This window comes from Rhodophyticola sp. CCM32, from assembly GCF_004751985.1.
In the GTDB taxonomy this organism is placed as follows: domain Bacteria; phylum Pseudomonadota; class Alphaproteobacteria; order Rhodobacterales; family Rhodobacteraceae; genus Rhodophyticola.
Genome location: NZ_CP038492.1, coordinates 691838 through 709963, shown reverse-complemented (window position 1 = coordinate 709963; position 18126 = coordinate 691838). Strand labels below are relative to the sequence as shown.

Sequence of the window (18126 nt, the reverse complement as noted above, 5' to 3'; positions counted from 1 at the left end):
TGTTTTCGGTCATTGCGGGCGCCCAGAGAGGCACCCAGACCAGCACCGCCCATTCAGAGAAAATAAAATTTCAATGTCAACATCTTTGTCGTTGACTAGAAATTTTTTTTCATCAATCCTCACCCCATGCTGATCAAAGACCGCATAGAGAACACTGCCGAAACCCTGACCAGCGGGGAACGCAAACTGGCCGCGGCGATACTGTCGGATTATCCGTTCGCAGGCCTGTCCTCGATTCAGGAGCTGGCAAAACACGCCGAAGTCTCTGCGCCTTCGATTTCGCGCTTTGTCACCAAGATCGGGCTTGACGGCTATCAGGATTTCCAGCGCGATCTGATTGCCGAGTTGAAAGAGGGTCACCGCTCACCCGTCCAGCTTCACCAGGCGGGACGCTCTGTTGAAGAAGGTGGCTACCTGAAGGATTTCATCGCCAAGGCCGCCAGCCAGATGGCCATGGCTGCGGATGCGATCACGGAAGACCAGTTCAATCAGATATGCACCCTTCTGACGGACCAGAAGCGCTGTGTTTACGTCTTGGGCGGCCGGATCAGTGACACGATTGCCAAACATCTTTCCTTTCACCTGCGCCAGATCCGCAAGGATGTGTTTCATCTGCCGGACAACCCGGAAAGCTGGCCGGAATACCTTCTCAGGATGCGTGCAGGCGACATCCTCTACATGGTTGATTTCCGGCGCTATCAGCCTGCATTGGAAGCGCTTGGCAAAACCGCCAATGCCGAACGCAATGTCCGCGTGATCCTGATGACGGACAAATGGATATCGCCCGTCGCCAAACATGCCCATGAGGTGATGCCCGTGCCCATAGACAGTGGCACATTGTGGGACACCTATTCCGCTGCCCTGTCGGTGACAGAGGCCATCGTCACACATATTGCCGAAGACAACTGGGTTCAAACCCGCGATCGCATCAAGGCCTGGGATGCCCTGCGTTTAACCCCGAAGGAAGGTGAGAAATGACACTGCCGCTGATTTTTGCCGCCACGTCTGACATCTCGGGCAAGGTCCGTGGCAAGGCCTTTCCAGCCGACCAGTTGGACAAGCGCTTGCAACGTGGCGTCGGCTGGACGCCCACCAATGTGCAAATGACCTGCTTTGACGGCATTGCCGACAGCCCGTTTGGCGCTCTTGGCGATTTGTTGCTGATCCCTGATCCCACCACCGAGGCCAGGGCCACATTCGCAGGGGTAACCGAGCATTTCATGCTGGGCGATATCGTCACGCTTGATGGCGAGCCCTGGGCTTTTTGCACGCGCGCGATTCTCAGGAAGGCGTTGAAACGGCTGCATGAGGTCGCGGGCGTTCATCTTATTTCGGCGTTTGAGCATGAATTCCAGCTGAAGGATGCGCCGCTTCTCGAAAACCAGGGCTACGGACGCGAAGGGTTCGAGTTGCAGCGCCGGCTTTGTGAAACCCTGATGGCCACGCTTGCCAAAAATGACATCGCGCCTGACAGCATCATGAAGGAATTCGGCGCCAACCAGTACGAGGTTGTTGTTGGTCCGGCAAAGGGCGTGCGGTCTGCGGATGAGGCTGTGATCCTGCGCGAATTCACCCGGTCTACGGCCCGGTCACTGGGCGAGGCCGCGACCTTTACACCGATCCGAGACGTGGCCAGCGTTGGCAATGGCGTCCACATCCATATGAGCTTTGTCGATGATGACGGCAGCCCTGTAACCTACGACGCAGACGGCCCTTGCGGCATGTCCAAGATCACCGGTTCTTTTGCCGCCGGTGTCTTGAAATATCTGCCGAATATCCTGGCAATCACGGCTCCCTCCGTCATCTCCTACGAACGGCTGACCCCGCATCGCTGGTCTGCCGCCTACAACAATCTTGGCTTTCGCGACCGCGAGGCCTCCTTGCGCGTCTGCCCTGTGACCGGGAAAGACCCAGCCTCCATCGCCAGACAATTCAACATCGAATTCCGTGCATCAGACGCTGCCGCCTCGCCCTATATGGCGCTGGCGGCTGTCGTTCACGCCGGAACCCAGGGTATCGAGGACGGGCTGAAAGCCCCGGTTCCAACAGAAGAGGACCTGTCGCTTCTGCCGCCCGGTGATCTCGCGCAGAAAGGCTTGGTCCGTCTCCCCGAAACGCTTGACGCGGCACTTGAGGCTTTCCGGTCTGACACAATTGTCACCGGCTGGTTCGGTCCGGAATTCGAAGCTGTCTATTCCGCGCATAAAGCGGATGAGATTGACACCGTCAAAGACATGGACACCCCCGAGAAATGCACGGCCTATGAAGGGACCTATTGATGGATACCCCTTCCGACAAGGCACTGGTTCCCTTCGTCAGCGTTGAAAACATGCTGGCGCTGATTTACGAACATGGCATCGGCACCTGTCTGGCCGAACTGGCCGACATGATCGAGGCCGATTTCAAACGCTGGCCAGATTTCGACAAAACCCCGCGCGTGGCGTCGCACTCAAAGCTTGGCGTGATCGAGTTGATGCCAACCTCTGACGGGGCGGATTACGCCTTCAAGTTCGTCAACGGGCACCCCTCCAACACAAAGGCCGGCCTGCAAACCGTCACCGCCTTCGGTGTGTTGGCGTCTGTCGAGACCGGCTATCCTGAGCTGTTCTCGGAAATGACCCTGCTCACGGCTCTGCGCACCGCCGCCACCTCGGCCATGGTGACCCGTGCTCTTGCCCCGAAATCCGCAAAAACCGCCGCGATCATCGGGAATGGCGCGCAATCTGAATTCCAGATTTTGGGGCTTGCCGCGGTCTGCGGCATCACCGATTTCCGGCTGTTCGACATTGAACCAAGCGCGACCGGCCGATGCATTGCAAACCTTGAAGGGCAAAACGTCAACCTGACCGCTTGCACCTCCACCGAAGAGGCCATGGAGGGCGCCGAGGTCGTGACGACCTGCACCGCCGACAAGAGCTATCAGACCATTTTGACCGACAATCTTGTGGGCGCGGGCCTTCACATCAACGCCATCGGCGGCGATTGCCCGGGAAAGACCGAACTGCACCGCGATATCCTGATGCGCAGCGATATTTTCGTGGAATATCCCGAACAGACCCGCATCGAGGGCGACATTCAGCAACTGGATCCGGACCATCCTGTCACGGAGCTTTGGCAGGTTCTGAACGGCACACGGTCAGGCCGGACATCGGCAGATCAGGTCACTGTCTTCGACGGGGTCGGCTTCGCGATCGAAGATTTCTCGGCCATGCGCTGGCTGCGCGAGAAAGTTGCAGATGGCGCGCTGACCGAATTGCTGGACCTGATTGCCGATCCCGACGACCCCAGGGATTTGTTCGGGATGACAAAGCGGTACGCGATACGGGCTGGGAAGGCCGCATGAAGACAGCCGTTCAAACCTTGCTCGGCCCTGCCGACCCCGCGCCGGTGGAGGTGACAAACGGGGAAAGCGGCGCGGACATCATCCTGCTGTGCGAACATGCCGGGCGCGCGATCCCCCGGGCGCTTGGCAGCCTTGGTGTTTCCAAAGACATTATCCTCAGCCACCGTGGCTGGGACATTGGCGCGGAACAGGTGGCGCGCAAGGTGGCGGACCGTCTGCAGGTGCCGCTGGTCATCCAGAAATATTCGCGTCTGGTCATCGACTGCAACCGTCCACCGGACAGTCCAATGGCGGTCCCCGGGGTCAGTGACCATGCAGAGGTGCCGGGAAACCGCGCACTCACACCCGCAGAGCGCGCGATGCGCATTGAGGAGGTGTTCCGGCCCATGGATGCAGAATTGACGCGCCTGTTTGAGAGCCACCCGCGCCGGGCGGCTTTTTCGATCCACTCGTTCACACCCCGTTTGAACGGGTTTGAGCGGCCCTGGCACGCAGGGTTTCTAAGCCGCAGACAGACAGGCACGGCGCAGGCCCTGATGGATCATATCGCAAAGGCCCGTCCCGATCTGACCCTCGCGATCAACGAACCCTATCAGATTGAGTCAGACAGCGACTGGTTCATTCCCGCCCATGCCGAACCGCGTGGGCTGACACACAGCCTGATCGAAATCCGAAACGACCAGATCCGCGAACCGGGTGATGTGGCGGTTTGGGCTGACCTTCTGGCAGGGGCCATTACAGCCGCAACCGGGGGAGATACGCAATGAGTACGAGTACCGCGCCACTATTATCCCACCCGGGGCGATTGCGGGCGGCCAATCTGCTGCGCACCGCGACCGCAATCGCTGTGCTTGTTCTGGTTGTTGTCGGGCTCAACGTGATCTTTGGGCGCACCGGCGAAAGGATCGCGGTACAGATGTGCGTCAATGTCGTCGCCGTCGTGGCGCTGGCTATCTATTGCGGCAACACGGGCATTGTCTCGTTCGGGCATGGCGCGTTTCTTGCACTCGGGGCCTATCTGTCGGGCATTCTGACGATGCCTGCCGGTTTGCAACGCAGCGCGCTGCCCGATCTTCCGGCGTTTCTATCGGGGTATGAAACAACCCTCTGGGTGTCCTTGCCTGTTGTCGCAATTGTTGGCCTGGCCTTTGCCGCGTTGACCGGAAGCGCCATCTCGCGCCTCGTCGGAGCCTCCGCGACCATTGCGACCCTTGGGCTATTGATCATTGCCCATGGTGTGGCGATCGGAGCACGGGAAATCACGCGTGGCAGCCAGACCTTCTATGGCGTGCCGCGCGCAACGGATCTGGGTCTGGCCTTCAGCGCAGCCGTTGTGGCCATTCTGATCGCACGCTGGTTCCGGGAAAGCCGCTGGGGGCTTTTTGCCCGCGCCGCGCGCGATGACCAGGATGCCGCCACAGCCCTTGGGATCAACGCAAGACGCAGCCGGTTCTTCGCCTGGTGTGTGTCGGGCGCGATGGCAACGGTCGCAGGGGCGCTTTACGGCCATATGCTGGGGGCATTTTCGCCCGCGTCCTTCTATCTCGGGCTTGTCTTCACGCAGGTGGTCATGATGATCGTGGGCGGCATGGCCTCGGTCGGTGGTGCCGTGGTGGGCGTGGTGGCGGTGACGCTTTTGCAGGACACGGTCCGGCAGTTCGAAGGCGGCGCGACTGTGCTGGGCGTGACCTTGCCCGAAGTCTTTGGCCTGACGACAATTGTCCTCGGTCTCGCCATCCTGCTGGTGATCTGGGCGCGGCCACAAGGCCTGGTCGGCGGCTTCGAACCCGGACCCGGAGCCGATGCCAATCTGCTCAAGCGGATCAAATCGCAGGTCACACCTGCAAACCCTCCCGAACCCGTCCCTGCGGCACAGCTCAAGGCATCCGGCCTTTCGAAAAGTTTTGCCGGTGTGAAAGCGGTGAGAGATGTCAGCTTCGAGGCCCCGACGGGGCGTATTACCGGCCTCATCGGCCCCAACGGCGCGGGCAAATCGACGCTTGTCAACCTTCTGACACGTGCCTATCAGGCCGATACGGGTGCCGCCCATATGGGCGAGGTCGATCTGACCCGTGTGCCTCACCACAAGGTGCCGGGTTATGGTGTGTCGCGCAGTTTTCAGAACCTGCGGCTGTTCCGTGGCCTGACGGCGTATGAAAATGTCCTGACCGCAGCACTTGTCGCGGGCCATGACCGAACAACCGCCGCCGCTGTCACCTTGCGGGAACTGGCGGCGTTTGATCTTGGCAATGTCGCCGGATACCGCGCCGACAGCCTGCCTTACGGGGCGCGCAAACGGTTAGAGATTGCGCGCGCCCTTGCACAGGATCCAAAGGTGCTTTTGCTTGACGAACCGGCGGCGGGCATGAATCCGGCGGAAACCGATGACCTGGCGGATCGCCTGACAGAGGTCGGCGCGATACGCGGGATTGGCATTCTTCTGATCGACCATGATTTGCAATTCGTGAACCGCCTGTCCGACTGGATCGTGGTGATGCACCAGGGCGTCGTCATTGCCCAGGGCACGCCGGAAGACGTGCGCGCAAACCCAAGTGTTATCGAGGCTTATATCGGCAGAGGACGCACAGCAAAAAAAGCAGAAATCATCAACTCCACCCCCGAAAAACCAACAGAGGAAATTCCAACATGATACGCAATTCCCTTCTTTTTTCGACCGCGATGGCAACCGGTATGGCCGGCATGGCGATGGCTGATGGCTACACGATCGGCGTGATGTCAGCACAATCGGGCTATCTGGCGCCTTATGACGGACCGGCTTATGCCGGGTTTCAGTTCTGCATTGATGAAATGAACGCCAATGGCGGTCTGAATGGCACAACGCCGGTTGAACTGATCGTGCGCGACACCCGCTCGGACATCGCCGAGGGCGTCAAGGTCGTGCAGGAAATGATCGACGAAGGCGCACAATTCATTGTGGCCTCGGCAGATGCGGACCCGACAATCGCGGCCGCCCAGATCACGGCGGCAGACAGCATTCCGACCATGACCTTTGCCGGAACAGCACCCGTTCTGACCCAGGTCGGCGAACATGTGTTTGGCAGCTACCCCGCCGACAACCAGCAAGCCACCGTGCTTGCCGGCTACGCCCTCGATCAGGGCCTTGAACGGGTCTGGCTCGTGAAATCCCCCGACAGTGCCTACACACTTGGCGGTCCGGAATACTTTGGCGAGGTGTTCTCCGCTCTCGGCGGTTCGGTCGTGGGCGAAAGCAGCTACTCGCTGAACCAGCCTGACTTTTCGGCCATCGTAACCACAATTGCGAATGCCGATCCGGCCCCCGACGTGATCGTCACCTGGGCCTGGGAGCCGGATTTTCCTGCGTTCATTCGTGCCCTGCGCGGGGCCGGGCTCGACACACAAGTCATGGGCGGTGATGTGCTGGATACGCCAACCGTTCGCGGCCTTGGTGATGTTGTCGCCGGTGTCACCCATACCTCCGGCGGTTTCCCGGACGAAGGCTCGGCCTATGCTGATTTCATCGAACGGTTCACTGCCGCGACGGGCACCACGCCTGACAACAACTACTACGTCAACGGCTGTGACATCGCGCATATGATCGAGGATGCAGTGGCCGCGGCGGGCACAACCGATCCTGCTGCCGTAACCGCTGCGATGGCGGCCATCGAGGACGGCGAAGGCATCATGTCGAACTTCACCTTCGCGGGCACCGACCGGATGCCTCTGCGCGACGTTGTTGTCGCTCGGATCTCCGAAACCGGCGAAAAAGAGTTCATCCTGCGCAGCACCGCCGATCCGGCGCTCCTGCCCCAACCGTAAGGTCTGACCAGAATGGAAACAGCACTCGACATCCAGGGCCTGCATGTGCGTTACGGCCCGATCCGCGCGGTTCAGGGCGTTGACCTGAGCGTGCCCAACGGGGGCATCACCGCCCTTCTGGGCGCCAACGGCGCGGGAAAGACGACCACCGTGATGGCCGTTGCCGGCACGTTGCCAGTGGCGTCGGGCACTGTTTCCATCTTCGGCACCGATATGACAGAGGCCACGCCCGACGCCATTGTGCGCGCGGGCGTGGCCATTTCACCGGAAGGGCGCCGTGTGTTCGCGCAACTGAGCGTGGAAGAAAACCTTGTGCTTGCCGGTTCGGTCCTGCGCGACGACGCCCTCAGCGCCAGGCGCGTGGCCGATATGAAAGAGCGGTTCCCGATCCTGGGTGAGCGCAGCCGGCAGATGGCCGGTCTTCTCTCTGGCGGGGAACAACAAATGCTGGCAGTTGCGCGCGCATTGATGAGTGGCCCGCGCCTCCTGTTGCTGGATGAACCATCTCTTGGTCTGGCCCCGCAGGTCGTCGACCAGATTTTTGACATCGTCGAAGAACTGAAAGCTGATGGCATTTCCGTTCTGCTGGTCGAACAGAACGCCGCACTGGCGCTTGATATTGCCGATCACGCAGTGGTGCTTGCCAATGGCACGGTTGCCGCGGCAGGCGCGCCATCCGATCTTGCAAATGACGCCGTCCTGCGCTCTGCATATCTGGCGGCCTGAGGGATGGATGTCATTTTTCAACAATTGATCAACGCGCTCAGCCTCGGCGGTATCTATGCGATGCTGGCCCTTGGTCTTGCCATTGTCTTCTCGATTGTGAGGCTGATCAACTTTGCCCATGGCGAGATCATGACCTTCGGCGGCTATGGCATTTTTCTCGCCATGAGCTTTGGACTGCCATCGGTTGCCGCACTGACCGTCGGGCTTGGCGCATCGGTCTTTATGGCCATGGCGATGGAACGCACGGCGTTCCGGGTCATGCGCGGGGCAGATGTCGTGGCCCTTCTGATTACATCCTTCGCCGTATCGGAGATCCTCAAAGTCCTGTTCCAAAACGGCATTTCCGCGCGACCCGTGCCTATTTCATTTCCGGCCTCATGGTCGGGAACATACCAGATCGGTCAGGCGACATTCGGTGTCGCCCCGACAGTGTCGATCATCGTCACGCTGTCTGCACTTGCCGGTCTGACCTTCATCCTGCGCCGCACCACGATTGGCATGGCCATGCGCGCAGCGGCAGAAGATATCGAGATGCTTAAGCTGCTGGGCATCAAAGCCAACCGCGTCGTGGCCGTGGCCTTCGCCCTCTCGGGGCTTCTGGCAGGCATCGCCGCGGTCATCTGGACCGCACAGCGCGGCTCGGTTGACCCGTTGATGGGGTTCTTCCCGGTGCTGAAAGCGTTCATCGCAACCGTTTTGGGCGGCCTGGGCAGTCTGGGCGGCGCCGTCCTTGGCGGCTTTATAGTCGGCGCTTTGGAGGTCCTGCTGCAGGCCTTCCTGCCGAATCATCTTGCCCCGTACCGAGACGCCATGGTCCTGGCCTCCGTCATCCTCTTGTTGCTTCTTCGCCCGGATGGCCTGCTGCCGACCGCGAATGCGAACAGGTCGTGAATGTCGAAAAAGCAGAAATCGTTTAGCCCTTGCCTCTCCACGGGATCAGAATCCGTTCCAGCCAGCGCATCATCATCTCAATGGCAAAGCCGATCACCCCGATGATGATGATGCCCAGCACCACAACCTCGGTCTGAAGAAAGTTCTTCGCAATCAGGATCATCGAGCCAAGGCCTTTATCCGCCGCCACCAGTTCCGCCGCCACAAGCGTGCCCCAGCACACGCCCATGGCGGTGCGCAGGCCGGTGAAAATCTCTGGCAGGGCATTTGGCAGGATCACATGCCGCAGCACCTGAACCTTGGACGCGCCTAGCGAATAGGCCGCGTGCACCTTGGATATCCGCACTGATCCGACACCAGAGCGGGCGGCGATAATCATGATGAACAGCGCCGCCAGAAACAACAGCGTCACTTTCGCGGTTTCGTCAATGCCAAGCCACAGGATCACCAGCGGGATCAGCGCCAGAGGCGGGATCGGGCGCATGAATTCCACCACCGGGTCCAGCATGCCGCGCCAGAACGAGGAAAGACCCATGGCAAAGCCAAGCGGGATACCCACCAGCGCACCGAAGAACACACCCAGCATCACCCGGTAAACCGAGGTCCAGACATGATCCCAAAGCGCCACATTCCGATACCCGTCCGACAGCAGGGAAAAGAACCGGTCTATCACCCCGGGCCGCGCCCGCGCCGGGTCGGGCCAGGGGTACAGATCCCCCTCGATCGGGGGCCAGAAAATCGGGTCGATCAGGCCTGTGATGGTGGCCAGAAGCCAGCCGCCGAACAGCACCACCAGCGTGACAATTGACCAGAACCGCCCGGAATTGACCGCCGAGGCATCGCCGAATTTGACGGTTTTCTGCCGGGTAAAGCTGTTATCCGCCAGGCCCAGCCAGATCATCATCCGGCCGGGGCGCGCGGCGGGGGCCTGATCAGGGGGCGGGGTCTGGCGATGTTCAGATCTTTGATCGGTCATCACGCATGCCCCCCGGCCATAATGTCTTCTTCCATACTCCAGATCATGTTCAGAATTTCCTCGCGATGTTCCACAAATGCGGGGCTTGCCTTGATCTCCCGGGCGTCGCCCTGCACCCCCTGTTCCGCGAATGGCAGATCATAGACCCGGTGAATGCGCCCCGGGCGCGGCGCCAGAACCACCAGACGCTCGCCCAGAAACAGCGCTTCCTCGACCGAATGGGTGATCAGGATGATCGTCTTGCCGGTCTCTTTCCACAGTTTCAGAACCAGACCTTGCATCTTTTCACGGGTCAGCGCGTCAAGCGCGCCAAGCGGTTCATCCATCAGGATCACATCGGGATCATTGACCAGACAACGCGCCAGCGCGACCCGCTGCTGCATCCCGCCCGACAATTGGTAAACCGGTTTTGGCCCGAAATCCTTCAGCCCCACAACATCCAGCATATGCTGCACATTCTCTTTCGCCTCAGCGGTATAGACCCCGCGCATTTTCGGCCCGAAAGAAACGTTTTCCTCCACCGTCATCCATTCGAAAAGCGCGCCCTGCTGAAACACCATTCCGCGTTCCGCATCAGGGCCAACCACCCGGTGATCATTCAGCAGAACCTGACCGTTGGTTGGCGCCAGAAACCCCGCCACGATGTTCAGAAGCGTGGTTTTCCCACAGCCCGAGGGGCCAAGAATGCTCATCAACTCGCCGGAATTCAGATCAAGCGAGACATCCTTCAGCGCCTGGATATACCCGCCATCGGGCAGATCGAAACGCATGGATATATTCTCAATGGAAAGCTGGGACATGGCCGTTCCTTTACCCGAAAGCGGGCGGCCGGATATCTCCGGCCACCCGGCAGTCCTGTCAGATCAGTTTACGAAAGCCGCGTTCACCGTCGCGCCATAATCTTCCAGCGACACATCCAGCTGTCCCTGCTCCACAAAGAAATCCGCAACCTCTTTCATGAAGGTCTGAACCGTGCCGCCCAGCCATGCCTCAGACGCCTGATCGGCACTGGAGGGGAAGGAAAACATGCCCAGCATATTCTCGGTCGCGGCCAGGTCCATCCCGGCAGCGCCGGCGATGGTTTCCACATAGGCGCCAGGATCCGCCGAATAGGCCATATTGGCCTCATCGGTCACATCCATAAAGGTTTGCAGCAGTTCCGGATGTTCCGCAGCAAAATCCGAAGTGACCGAGATCACGTCAAAAACGCGAATGCCGATGGCCTCCTGCTCGGCCGCGGTCATCAGCGGCGCCCCGAATTCCAGCATCCGCTGAAGCGCACCGCCAAAGGCACATCCGATGGCCACATCCCCGCGCGCCAGCGCCACAGCCGCGTCAGCACCGTTCATCTGCACGAAATTCACATCATCGGTGTTCACACCCAGATGGTCGAGCATACGAAGCAGTTTGTAATGGGTCACATTGCCGATCGGTGTGGCAATGGTCTGTCCCACCAGCGCCTCTGCGGCATTGTCCTGGGTGATCCCCGCATCCTGATGGACAACACAATTGTCCGCCTCGGCATAGCTGACGGCAACCCCCACCAGTTCCAGCGGCAGACCGTTGGAAACCGCAACCACAAACGGCACCAGCCCCTGGCTGAACGCGATATCCACAGCGCCCGACGCCATCGCCTGGGTCATTTCATTTCCGTTGCCAAAAGCACGCCATTCCACATCGACGCCCATACGGTCCTGATAGGTCTCATTCACCTGGGCCACCTGGTTGGCGGTGGGCCATTCCAGAAAATAGGCAACCGTAACCGTCTCTGCCGCAACCGCGCCTGCGGTCAGGGCAAGGGCTGTTGCACCCGCAATCATTTTAAAACCAAACATAATCCACTCTCCCGTGTTGGTAGGCCGCGCATTTTGAGGTTCGGCGGCAATTCAGCGACAGGCTGGTTTTCGCAAGCCGCACCTGACAGGCTCATACGGAACACGCCCCCGCTATATACCCAGATCATACCGCTTATAGGGCCAGAGCTGCGGAACACTGGCCTTATTCTTTTTCACATCTGGAGGTGTACGCAACCAGAGCACGGCGCGACGGTCGCCGGGACATGCAGGAGGATACTATGGCCTACGACTCGAGCACAAACTCGCTTGAAGCCCATTGGATGCCGTTCACCGACAACCGTGGTTTCAAGGAAGACCCGCGCCTGATCGTGCGCGCCGAGGGGGTCCATCTGTATGACCATCATGGCGGCCGGCTGATCGACGGATCAAGCGGTCTGTTCTGTTCTCCTGCGGGCCATTGCCATCCAAAGATCATCGAGGCCGTGCATGCCCAGATGAAAGACTACACCTATGCGATGCCGTTTCAGGCCGGTCACCCCGCCGCCTTCACCCTGGCCGAAAAGATCACCCGCCTGACGCCTGAACCGATGAACCATGTTTTCTTTGTGAATTCCGGGTCCGAGGCCGTGGATACCGCGATGAAGATCATCATGGCCCATCACCGCGCGCGCGGTGAGATGCGCACCCATTTCGTCAGCCGGGACCGCGCCTATCACGGGGTGAATATCGGCGGTGTGTCCTTATCCGGGCTGGTCAAGAACCGCGATATTTTCCATGCGACCGTTCCCGGTGTGGTGATGATGCGCCATACATGGGACCCGGACGAGCTGTTTATCCCCGGCGGCCGGTCCCGGCATCGCGGTGTCGAACTGGCCAATGATCTGGAGCGGATCTGCGCCACCTACGGGCCGGGGAATATCGCGGCGGTGTTTGTGGAACCCGTCGCCGGGTCTACCGGCACCTTGCCGCCCCCGATCGGCTATCTGGAACGTCTGCGCGAAATTTGCGACCAGAATGGTATTTTGCTGGTCTTCGATGAGGTCATCACCGGGTTTGGCCGTCTTGGCACCAATTTCGCGGCGCAGAAATACGGTGTTGAACCCGATATCATCACCATGGCCAAGGCATTGACCAACGGGTCGATTCCCATGGGCGCCGTCGCGGTGAAGGATGAGATCTATAGCACAATTGTCGACAGCGCGCCGCGTGGCCTGACCGAATTCTTCCATGGCTACACCTATTCCGGCCACCCCGCCGCCTGTGCGGCCGGCATCGCGATGATGGATATTCTGGAAGAGGAAAACCTGATCCAGCGCGCCGCTGATCTGGCACCCTATTTTGAAGAGGTGCTGTTCACCCTGAAAGATCACCCCATGGTCAAGGATATCCGCGTTGCAGGCCTGATGGCCAGTGTCGAGGTCTTTGCCAACGGAGCCCCGGGCATGCGCGGCACAGCACTGCAGAAAGAGATGTTCTGGCAGGGTCTCAGCGTCAAATTCACCGGCGATAACGCGGTTCTTGCCCCGCAATTCATCGCAGAGCGGCATCATATCGACGAGATTATCGACAAGTTCCGCAACTCACTTGATAAAACCACGGCGTAACACGGATGGCCGATCTTCCCTCTTCAGCCCGCGTCGTGGTCATTGGCGGCGGTGCCGTTGGCTGCTCTATCCTGTATCACCTGACCAGGGCGGGCTGGTCCGATGTGGTTCTGCTGGAAAAATCCGAACTGACCGCAGGCTCCACCTGGCATGCGGCTGGCAACTGCCCGACCTTCGCGGGCAATTGGCTGATCATGCAGATGCAGGCCTATTCCATCGACCTGTTCAGCACATTGGGGGATGAGGTCGGGTATCCGATCAACTATCACCAGACAGGCGCCGTGCGGATCGCCCATACAGATGACCGGATGCGCGAATTTGCCCATGTGGCCGATATGGCCCGAAGCCAGGGCCGGGTGATGGAGATGATGGGTCTGGATGACCTCAAATCCCGTGTCCCGCAGATGGAGCTACATGACCTCAAAGGCGGGCTCTGGGACCCGCTGGATGGCGATATTGACCCCTCGCAACTGACCCAGGCCTATGCCACCGGCGCCCGCAAAGGCGGCGCCAGAATCATACGCGGCTGCCCGGTGACCGGCATTGACCGCAACGGGGAAGACTGGGTGATCAGATCCGGCCTGGGCGACATAGGCTGCCGGATCGTGATCAACGCGACCGGGTATTACGCCCCCGATGTGGCCGCGATGTTCCTGCCCCATGGCGGCCGGATGCCGCCGCAGATCGTCATGGCGCATCAGTATCTGGTGACCGAGGAAATCCCCGATCTGCAGGATGCGCCCGGCCTGCCGATGATCCGCGACCCCGACAGTTCCTATTACCTGCGGCAGGAAAAACACGGTCTTTTGCTTGGTCCCTATGAAAACGGCGGGCGTATCCATTGGCAGGGGGGCGATGACATCCGCCCCGATGACTTTTCGTTTCAGCTTTTCCCCGATGATCTGGGGCGGATCGAAAGCTATATCGAAGATGCCTGCGAACGGGTTCCGCTTCTGGGCAGTGTCGGCCTGCAACGGGTGATCAACGGCCCGATCCCCTATGCGCCCGACGGTTTGCCGCTGGTCGGCCCGATGCCCGGCGTCCCGAATGCGTTCGAGGCGATGGCCTTCACCTTCGGCATCGTGCAATCCGGCGGGGCCGGCAAAATCATCGCCGATTACATCACCGAAGGAGAACCGGAATGGGATGCCTGGTCGGTCGATCCGCGCCGGTTTACAGGCTTTGCCGATGCGCCCTACGCCGCCGCCAAGGGCAAGGAAATCTATGACCATGAATATGCCATGGGCTTTCCCCATCTGCAATGGCCCGAAGGGCGCAACAAGCGTCTGTCGGCGATCCAGCCGCGGCTGGCAGAACAGGGCGCGGTATTCGGGCCTTTCGCGGGCTGGGAACGCCCGGTCTGGTTTTCGGAACCCGGCGACAATACCGACCCGCAGGCCTGCGCCACATGGGACCGGGAAGGCCCCTGGTTCAACGCGGTTGCCCGGGAATGCACCAATACACGCGATGCGGCAGGGCTTCTCGATCTGACGGGTCTGACCCATTACCATCTCTCTGGCGAAGGGGCCGCGACCTGGCTGGAAAGCCGGATCGCAGGGGGCCTGCCGAAACCCGGGCGCATACGGCTGGGGTATTTCAGCAGCCCGAAAGGCCGGTTCGCCGCCGAGATGACCATCACCCGCCGGGCCGAGGATGATTTCATCCTGATGACCGCGGCGATTGCGGAATGGAAAGATCTGGCGCTGCTTCGCAACACCCTGCCCGCCGGTCTGTCCCTGGAAAACACGACCCGGGACATGGGTGTGATGCTGGTTACCGGCCCGAAAGCGCGCCAGGTTCTGGAAGGCGTGATCGAGGCTGATCTGACCAAAGGCTGGCTGACCCATCAGACCGCCCGTGTAAACGGCCAGCCCTTTGATCTGTTGCGACTGTCCTTCGTGGGCGAGTTGGGCTGGGAATTGCACATGCCCGCCGCCATCGCCGCCGATGCCTTCGACAGACTCATGCATGCAGGCGCGCCCCATGGGCTGAAACCCTTTGGCATGTATGCGATGGAATCGATGCGGATCGAAAAGGGCTATCTGCACTGGGGCAATGATCTGAATGCGGATTACACGCTGGCAGAACTTGGCGTACCCAATACCGGCCCGGCCAGCAGACGCATGGTGTCGATGATCGTGGAACCGGGCAGACGCGACGCCCCCGGCCTGTCTTCGATCTGGCAAGACGGGGCGCGGGTCGGGCTGGTCAGCAGCGCTGCCTTCGGCCACCGGACGGGTCAGGCGATTGCGCTTGGCATGGTTGAGAATGGCGTCGAAGGCGCGGTTGAAATCGACGTCTTCGGCGACCGTCTGAAAGCCGTGATCCAACCCTCGATGACCCTTTATGACCCGGCAAATGACCGGATCAAAGCATGAGCCGCCTGCCCGCCCATGCCCGTGTGGTAATCGTCGGGGGCGGTGTCGCGGGATGCTCTGTCGCCTATCACCTGACCAGACTGGGCTGGACCGATGTGGTTCTGCTGGATCGCAAACGCCTGACATCGGGCACCACATGGCATGCGGCTGGCCTGATCGCACAGCTGCGCGCCTCGAAAAACATGACCCGGCTGGCGAAATATTCGCAGGAGCTATACGCGGAGCTTGAAGCCGAAACCGGCATCGCCACGGGGTTTCGTCGCTGCGGGTCCATCACCATGGCCCTGACCGAGGCGCGGCGCGAGGAAGTGCTGCGGCAGGCCTCGATGGCCCGGTCCTTCGGGGTGGATGTCGAACAGATCGATGCGGCCGAAGTCTCCAGGCTTTACCCCCATGTGAACACCGACGGCATGACCGCCGCCGTCTGGCTGCCACTGGACGGGCAGGGCGACCCGGCGAATATCGCCTTATCCATGGCCAAAGGCGCGCGCCAGCGCGGGGCCGCGATTTTCGAGAATGTGAAAGTCACCGGGGTTGATCAGGCCGATGGCCGTGTCACCGGCATCAAATGGCAGGATGGCGGGGAAACCGGCACGGTCCTGACCGAGCATGTGGTCAATTGCGCCGGCATGTGGGCCCGCGATTTTGGTGCGATGGCGGGGGTGAATGTGCCGCTTCAGGCCTGCGAGCATTTCTATATCGTCACCGAAACCATCCCCGATCTGACACAGCTTCCGGTTCTGCGCGTCCCCGATGAATGCGCTTATTACAAGGAGGATGCGGGCAAAATCCTGCTGGGTGCGTTTGAACCCGTGGCCAAACCCTGGGCGGTTGACGGTATCCCCGAGGATTTCGAATTTGACCAACTGCCCGAGGATTTCGACCATTTCGAGCCGATCCTGGAACAGGCCATAGACCGTCTGCCGATGCTGGGCGAGGCCGGGATTCACACCTTCTTCAACGGGCCGGAAAGCTTTACCCCCGATGATGCCTATCATCTGGGAAGGGCCCCCGATCTTGATGGTTACTGGATTGCCGCGGGATTCAACTCCATCGGCATCCAGTCGGCCGGTGGCGCGGGCATGGCGCTGGCCCATTGGATGGAAACCGGCCTGCCGCCCTTTGATCTGGGCGATGTGGATATCCAGCGGATGCAGCCCTTTCAGCGCAACAAACGCTATCTCAGGGCCCGCGTGTCTGAAACGCTTGGTCTGCTTTATGCCGATCATTACCCCTATCGCCAGAAAACCACGGCAAGGGGTATCCGCCGCTCCCCGCTGCATGAACATCTGAAAGCCAATGGCGCCGTGTTCGGCGAATTCGCGGGCTGGGAACGGGCCAACTGGTTCGCCGATCCCGATCAGAAGGCCGAATACAGCTATGCCTGGGGGCGCCAGAACTGGTTTGACAACCAGCGTGCCGAACATATGGCTGTGCGCGAGGGCGTTGGCCTGTATGATATGTCGTCTTTCGGCAAGATCCGGGTTGAAGGGCGCGGGGCCGAGGCTTTTCTGAACCATGTGGCAGGCGGTGACATGTCGGTGCCTGCGGGCCGGATTGTCTATACCCAGCTTTTGAACGAGATGGCCGGGATCGAGGCGGATGTCACCATCACCCGCCTGTCCGAGACCAGCTATCTGATGGTCACCCCCGCCGCGACCCTGATCCGTGATCTGGCCTGGCTGACGCGTCACAAGGGCGATCACGCCGTTACCCTGACCGATATGACCGCCGCCGAGGCCGTGATCTGCGTCATGGGCCCAAAATCGCGGGATCTGATGCGCGCGGTCAGCCCCAATGACTGGTCGGGCAATGCCTTTCCCTTTGGCTGGGCGCGCGAGATCGAGATCGGCATGGGTCTGGCCCGTGCCCATCGGGTAACCTATGTGGGCGAGTTGGGCTGGGAGCTTTATGTCAGCACCGATCAGGCCGCCCATGTTTTCGAGGTCCTGCTGGAGGCCGGCGCCGCCCATGGGCTGAAACTGTGCGGCCTGCATATGATGGACAGTTGCCGCATCGAAAAAGGCTTCCGTCATTTCGGCCATGACATCACCGGAGAGGATCATGTGCTGGAGGCGGGGCTTGGCTTTGCGGTCAAAACCGCCAAACCCGCATTCATCGGTCGGGAGGCCGTGCTGCGCCGCAAGGATATGGGGTTGCAAAGCCGTCTGCTTCAGTTCCGTCTGGCAGACCCGCAGCCGCTGTTGTTCCATGCGGAGCCGATCCTCAGGAATGGGGAGATCGTGGGCTATATCACCTCGGGCAATTACGGCCACAGATTGGGGGCCGCCATCGGCATGGGCTATGTCCCCTGCCCCGGCGAAAGCCCGGCGGAGGTGCTGGCCTCAAGCTATGAGATCGAGGTGGCGGGCGACCGCATAGCGGCGACCCCAAGCCTGAAACCTCTCTACGATCCGAAAAGCGAGCGGGTGAAGGCGTAGGATCAACTTTCCATAACGTAGCGATATAGTTTGCGCAGAGGGCATCGCCCGAACCGAGGGGCAGGAAGCGAAGCGCCCGCGCCCCTTGGGGGCGGTTCGGGCGCTGCCCGGCGGTGCCGCCGGGCGGAAGGATGATGCGTATGAGGCAAAAACTATAGGTCAGTCTTTTCGCG

Annotated in this window: 13 protein-coding genes and 1 pseudogene; 11 read left to right on the top strand and 3 right to left on the bottom strand. The window is 60.5% G+C overall.

Annotation, left to right across the window (positions count from 1 at the left end):
• Nucleotides 1-126: 126 nt before the first annotated feature.
• From E2K80_RS03470 to E2K80_RS03435, 8 genes are read left to right on the top strand one after another with little or no spacing between them, the layout of a single operon-like run.
• The gene (locus tag E2K80_RS03470; RefSeq protein WP_135372813.1) at nt 127-978 is read left to right on the top strand and encodes a MurR/RpiR family transcriptional regulator; all 852 of its coding nucleotides are present in this window, start codon (nt 127-129) and stop codon (nt 976-978) included.
• Nucleotides 975-2279 carry a glutamine synthetase family protein gene (locus E2K80_RS03465; protein WP_135372811.1) on the top strand — a complete coding sequence of 435 codons (1305 nt, stop codon included), beginning with the start codon at nt 975-977 and terminating at the stop codon, nt 2277-2279. The genes E2K80_RS03470 and E2K80_RS03465 overlap by 4 nt, the downstream gene beginning before the upstream one ends.
• Complete coding sequence (locus tag E2K80_RS03460) at nt 2279-3343, top strand: ornithine cyclodeaminase (protein WP_135372809.1); 1065 nt, start codon at nt 2279-2281, stop codon at nt 3341-3343. Before E2K80_RS03465 ends, E2K80_RS03460 begins: the two co-directional genes overlap by 1 nt.
• The gene (locus E2K80_RS03455; protein WP_135372807.1) at nt 3340-4110 is read left to right on the top strand and encodes an N-formylglutamate amidohydrolase; all 771 of its coding nucleotides are present in this window, start codon (nt 3340-3342) and stop codon (nt 4108-4110) included. The genes E2K80_RS03460 and E2K80_RS03455 overlap by 4 nt, the downstream gene beginning before the upstream one ends.
• Nucleotides 4107-5993: a branched-chain amino acid ABC transporter ATP-binding protein/permease gene (locus E2K80_RS03450; RefSeq protein ID WP_135372805.1), complete on the top strand. Its 1887-nt coding sequence runs from the start codon at nt 4107-4109 to the stop codon at nt 5991-5993. The genes E2K80_RS03455 and E2K80_RS03450 overlap by 4 nt, the downstream gene beginning before the upstream one ends.
• On the top strand, nt 5990-7141 hold the full coding sequence (locus tag E2K80_RS03445; RefSeq protein ID WP_135372803.1) for an ABC transporter substrate-binding protein: 1152 nt from the start codon (nt 5990-5992) through the stop codon (nt 7139-7141). Before E2K80_RS03450 ends, E2K80_RS03445 begins: the two co-directional genes overlap by 4 nt.
• Nucleotides 7142-7153: 12 nt before the next feature.
• Nucleotides 7154-7867 carry an ABC transporter ATP-binding protein gene (locus E2K80_RS03440; protein WP_135372801.1) on the top strand — a complete coding sequence of 238 codons (714 nt, stop codon included), beginning with the start codon at nt 7154-7156 and terminating at the stop codon, nt 7865-7867.
• Nucleotides 7868-7870: 3 nt separating this feature from the next.
• Entirely contained in the window at nt 7871-8758 is an 888-nt protein-coding gene (locus E2K80_RS03435; protein ID WP_135372799.1) for a branched-chain amino acid ABC transporter permease, read from the top strand.
• Between the two features lie 22 nt (nt 8759-8780).
• Here the strand turns inward: E2K80_RS03435 and E2K80_RS03430 are convergent.
• The 3 genes and pseudogenes from E2K80_RS03430 to E2K80_RS03420 all read right to left on the bottom strand — a co-directional run.
• Nucleotides 8781-9506: pseudogene (locus tag E2K80_RS03430) on the bottom strand (ABC transporter permease); the annotation flags it as partial.
• 227 nt (nt 9507-9733) lie between these two features.
• Nucleotides 9734-10534: a taurine ABC transporter ATP-binding protein gene (locus E2K80_RS03425; protein WP_135372795.1), complete on the bottom strand. Its 801-nt coding sequence runs from the start codon at nt 10532-10534 to the stop codon at nt 9734-9736.
• Between the two features lie 63 nt (nt 10535-10597).
• A complete protein-coding gene (locus E2K80_RS03420) occupies nt 10598-11569 on the bottom strand; it encodes a taurine ABC transporter substrate-binding protein (RefSeq protein WP_135372793.1) in 972 nt (323 codons plus the stop codon).
• Nucleotides 11570-11808: 239 nt separating this feature from the next.
• On the opposite strand from E2K80_RS03420, the gene E2K80_RS03415 reads away from it, so the two are divergent.
• From E2K80_RS03415 to E2K80_RS03405, 3 genes are read left to right on the top strand one after another with little or no spacing between them, the layout of a single operon-like run.
• Nucleotides 11809-13134 carry an aminotransferase class III-fold pyridoxal phosphate-dependent enzyme gene (locus E2K80_RS03415; RefSeq protein ID WP_135372791.1) on the top strand — a complete coding sequence of 442 codons (1326 nt, stop codon included), beginning with the start codon at nt 11809-11811 and terminating at the stop codon, nt 13132-13134.
• Nucleotides 13135-13139: 5 nt separating this feature from the next.
• The gene (locus tag E2K80_RS03410; RefSeq protein WP_135372789.1) at nt 13140-15512 is read left to right on the top strand and encodes a GcvT family protein; all 2373 of its coding nucleotides are present in this window, start codon (nt 13140-13142) and stop codon (nt 15510-15512) included.
• The gene (locus E2K80_RS03405; RefSeq protein ID WP_135372787.1) at nt 15509-17953 is read left to right on the top strand and encodes a GcvT family protein; all 2445 of its coding nucleotides are present in this window, start codon (nt 15509-15511) and stop codon (nt 17951-17953) included. Before E2K80_RS03410 ends, E2K80_RS03405 begins: the two co-directional genes overlap by 4 nt.
• Nucleotides 17954-18126 lie beyond the last annotated feature (173 nt).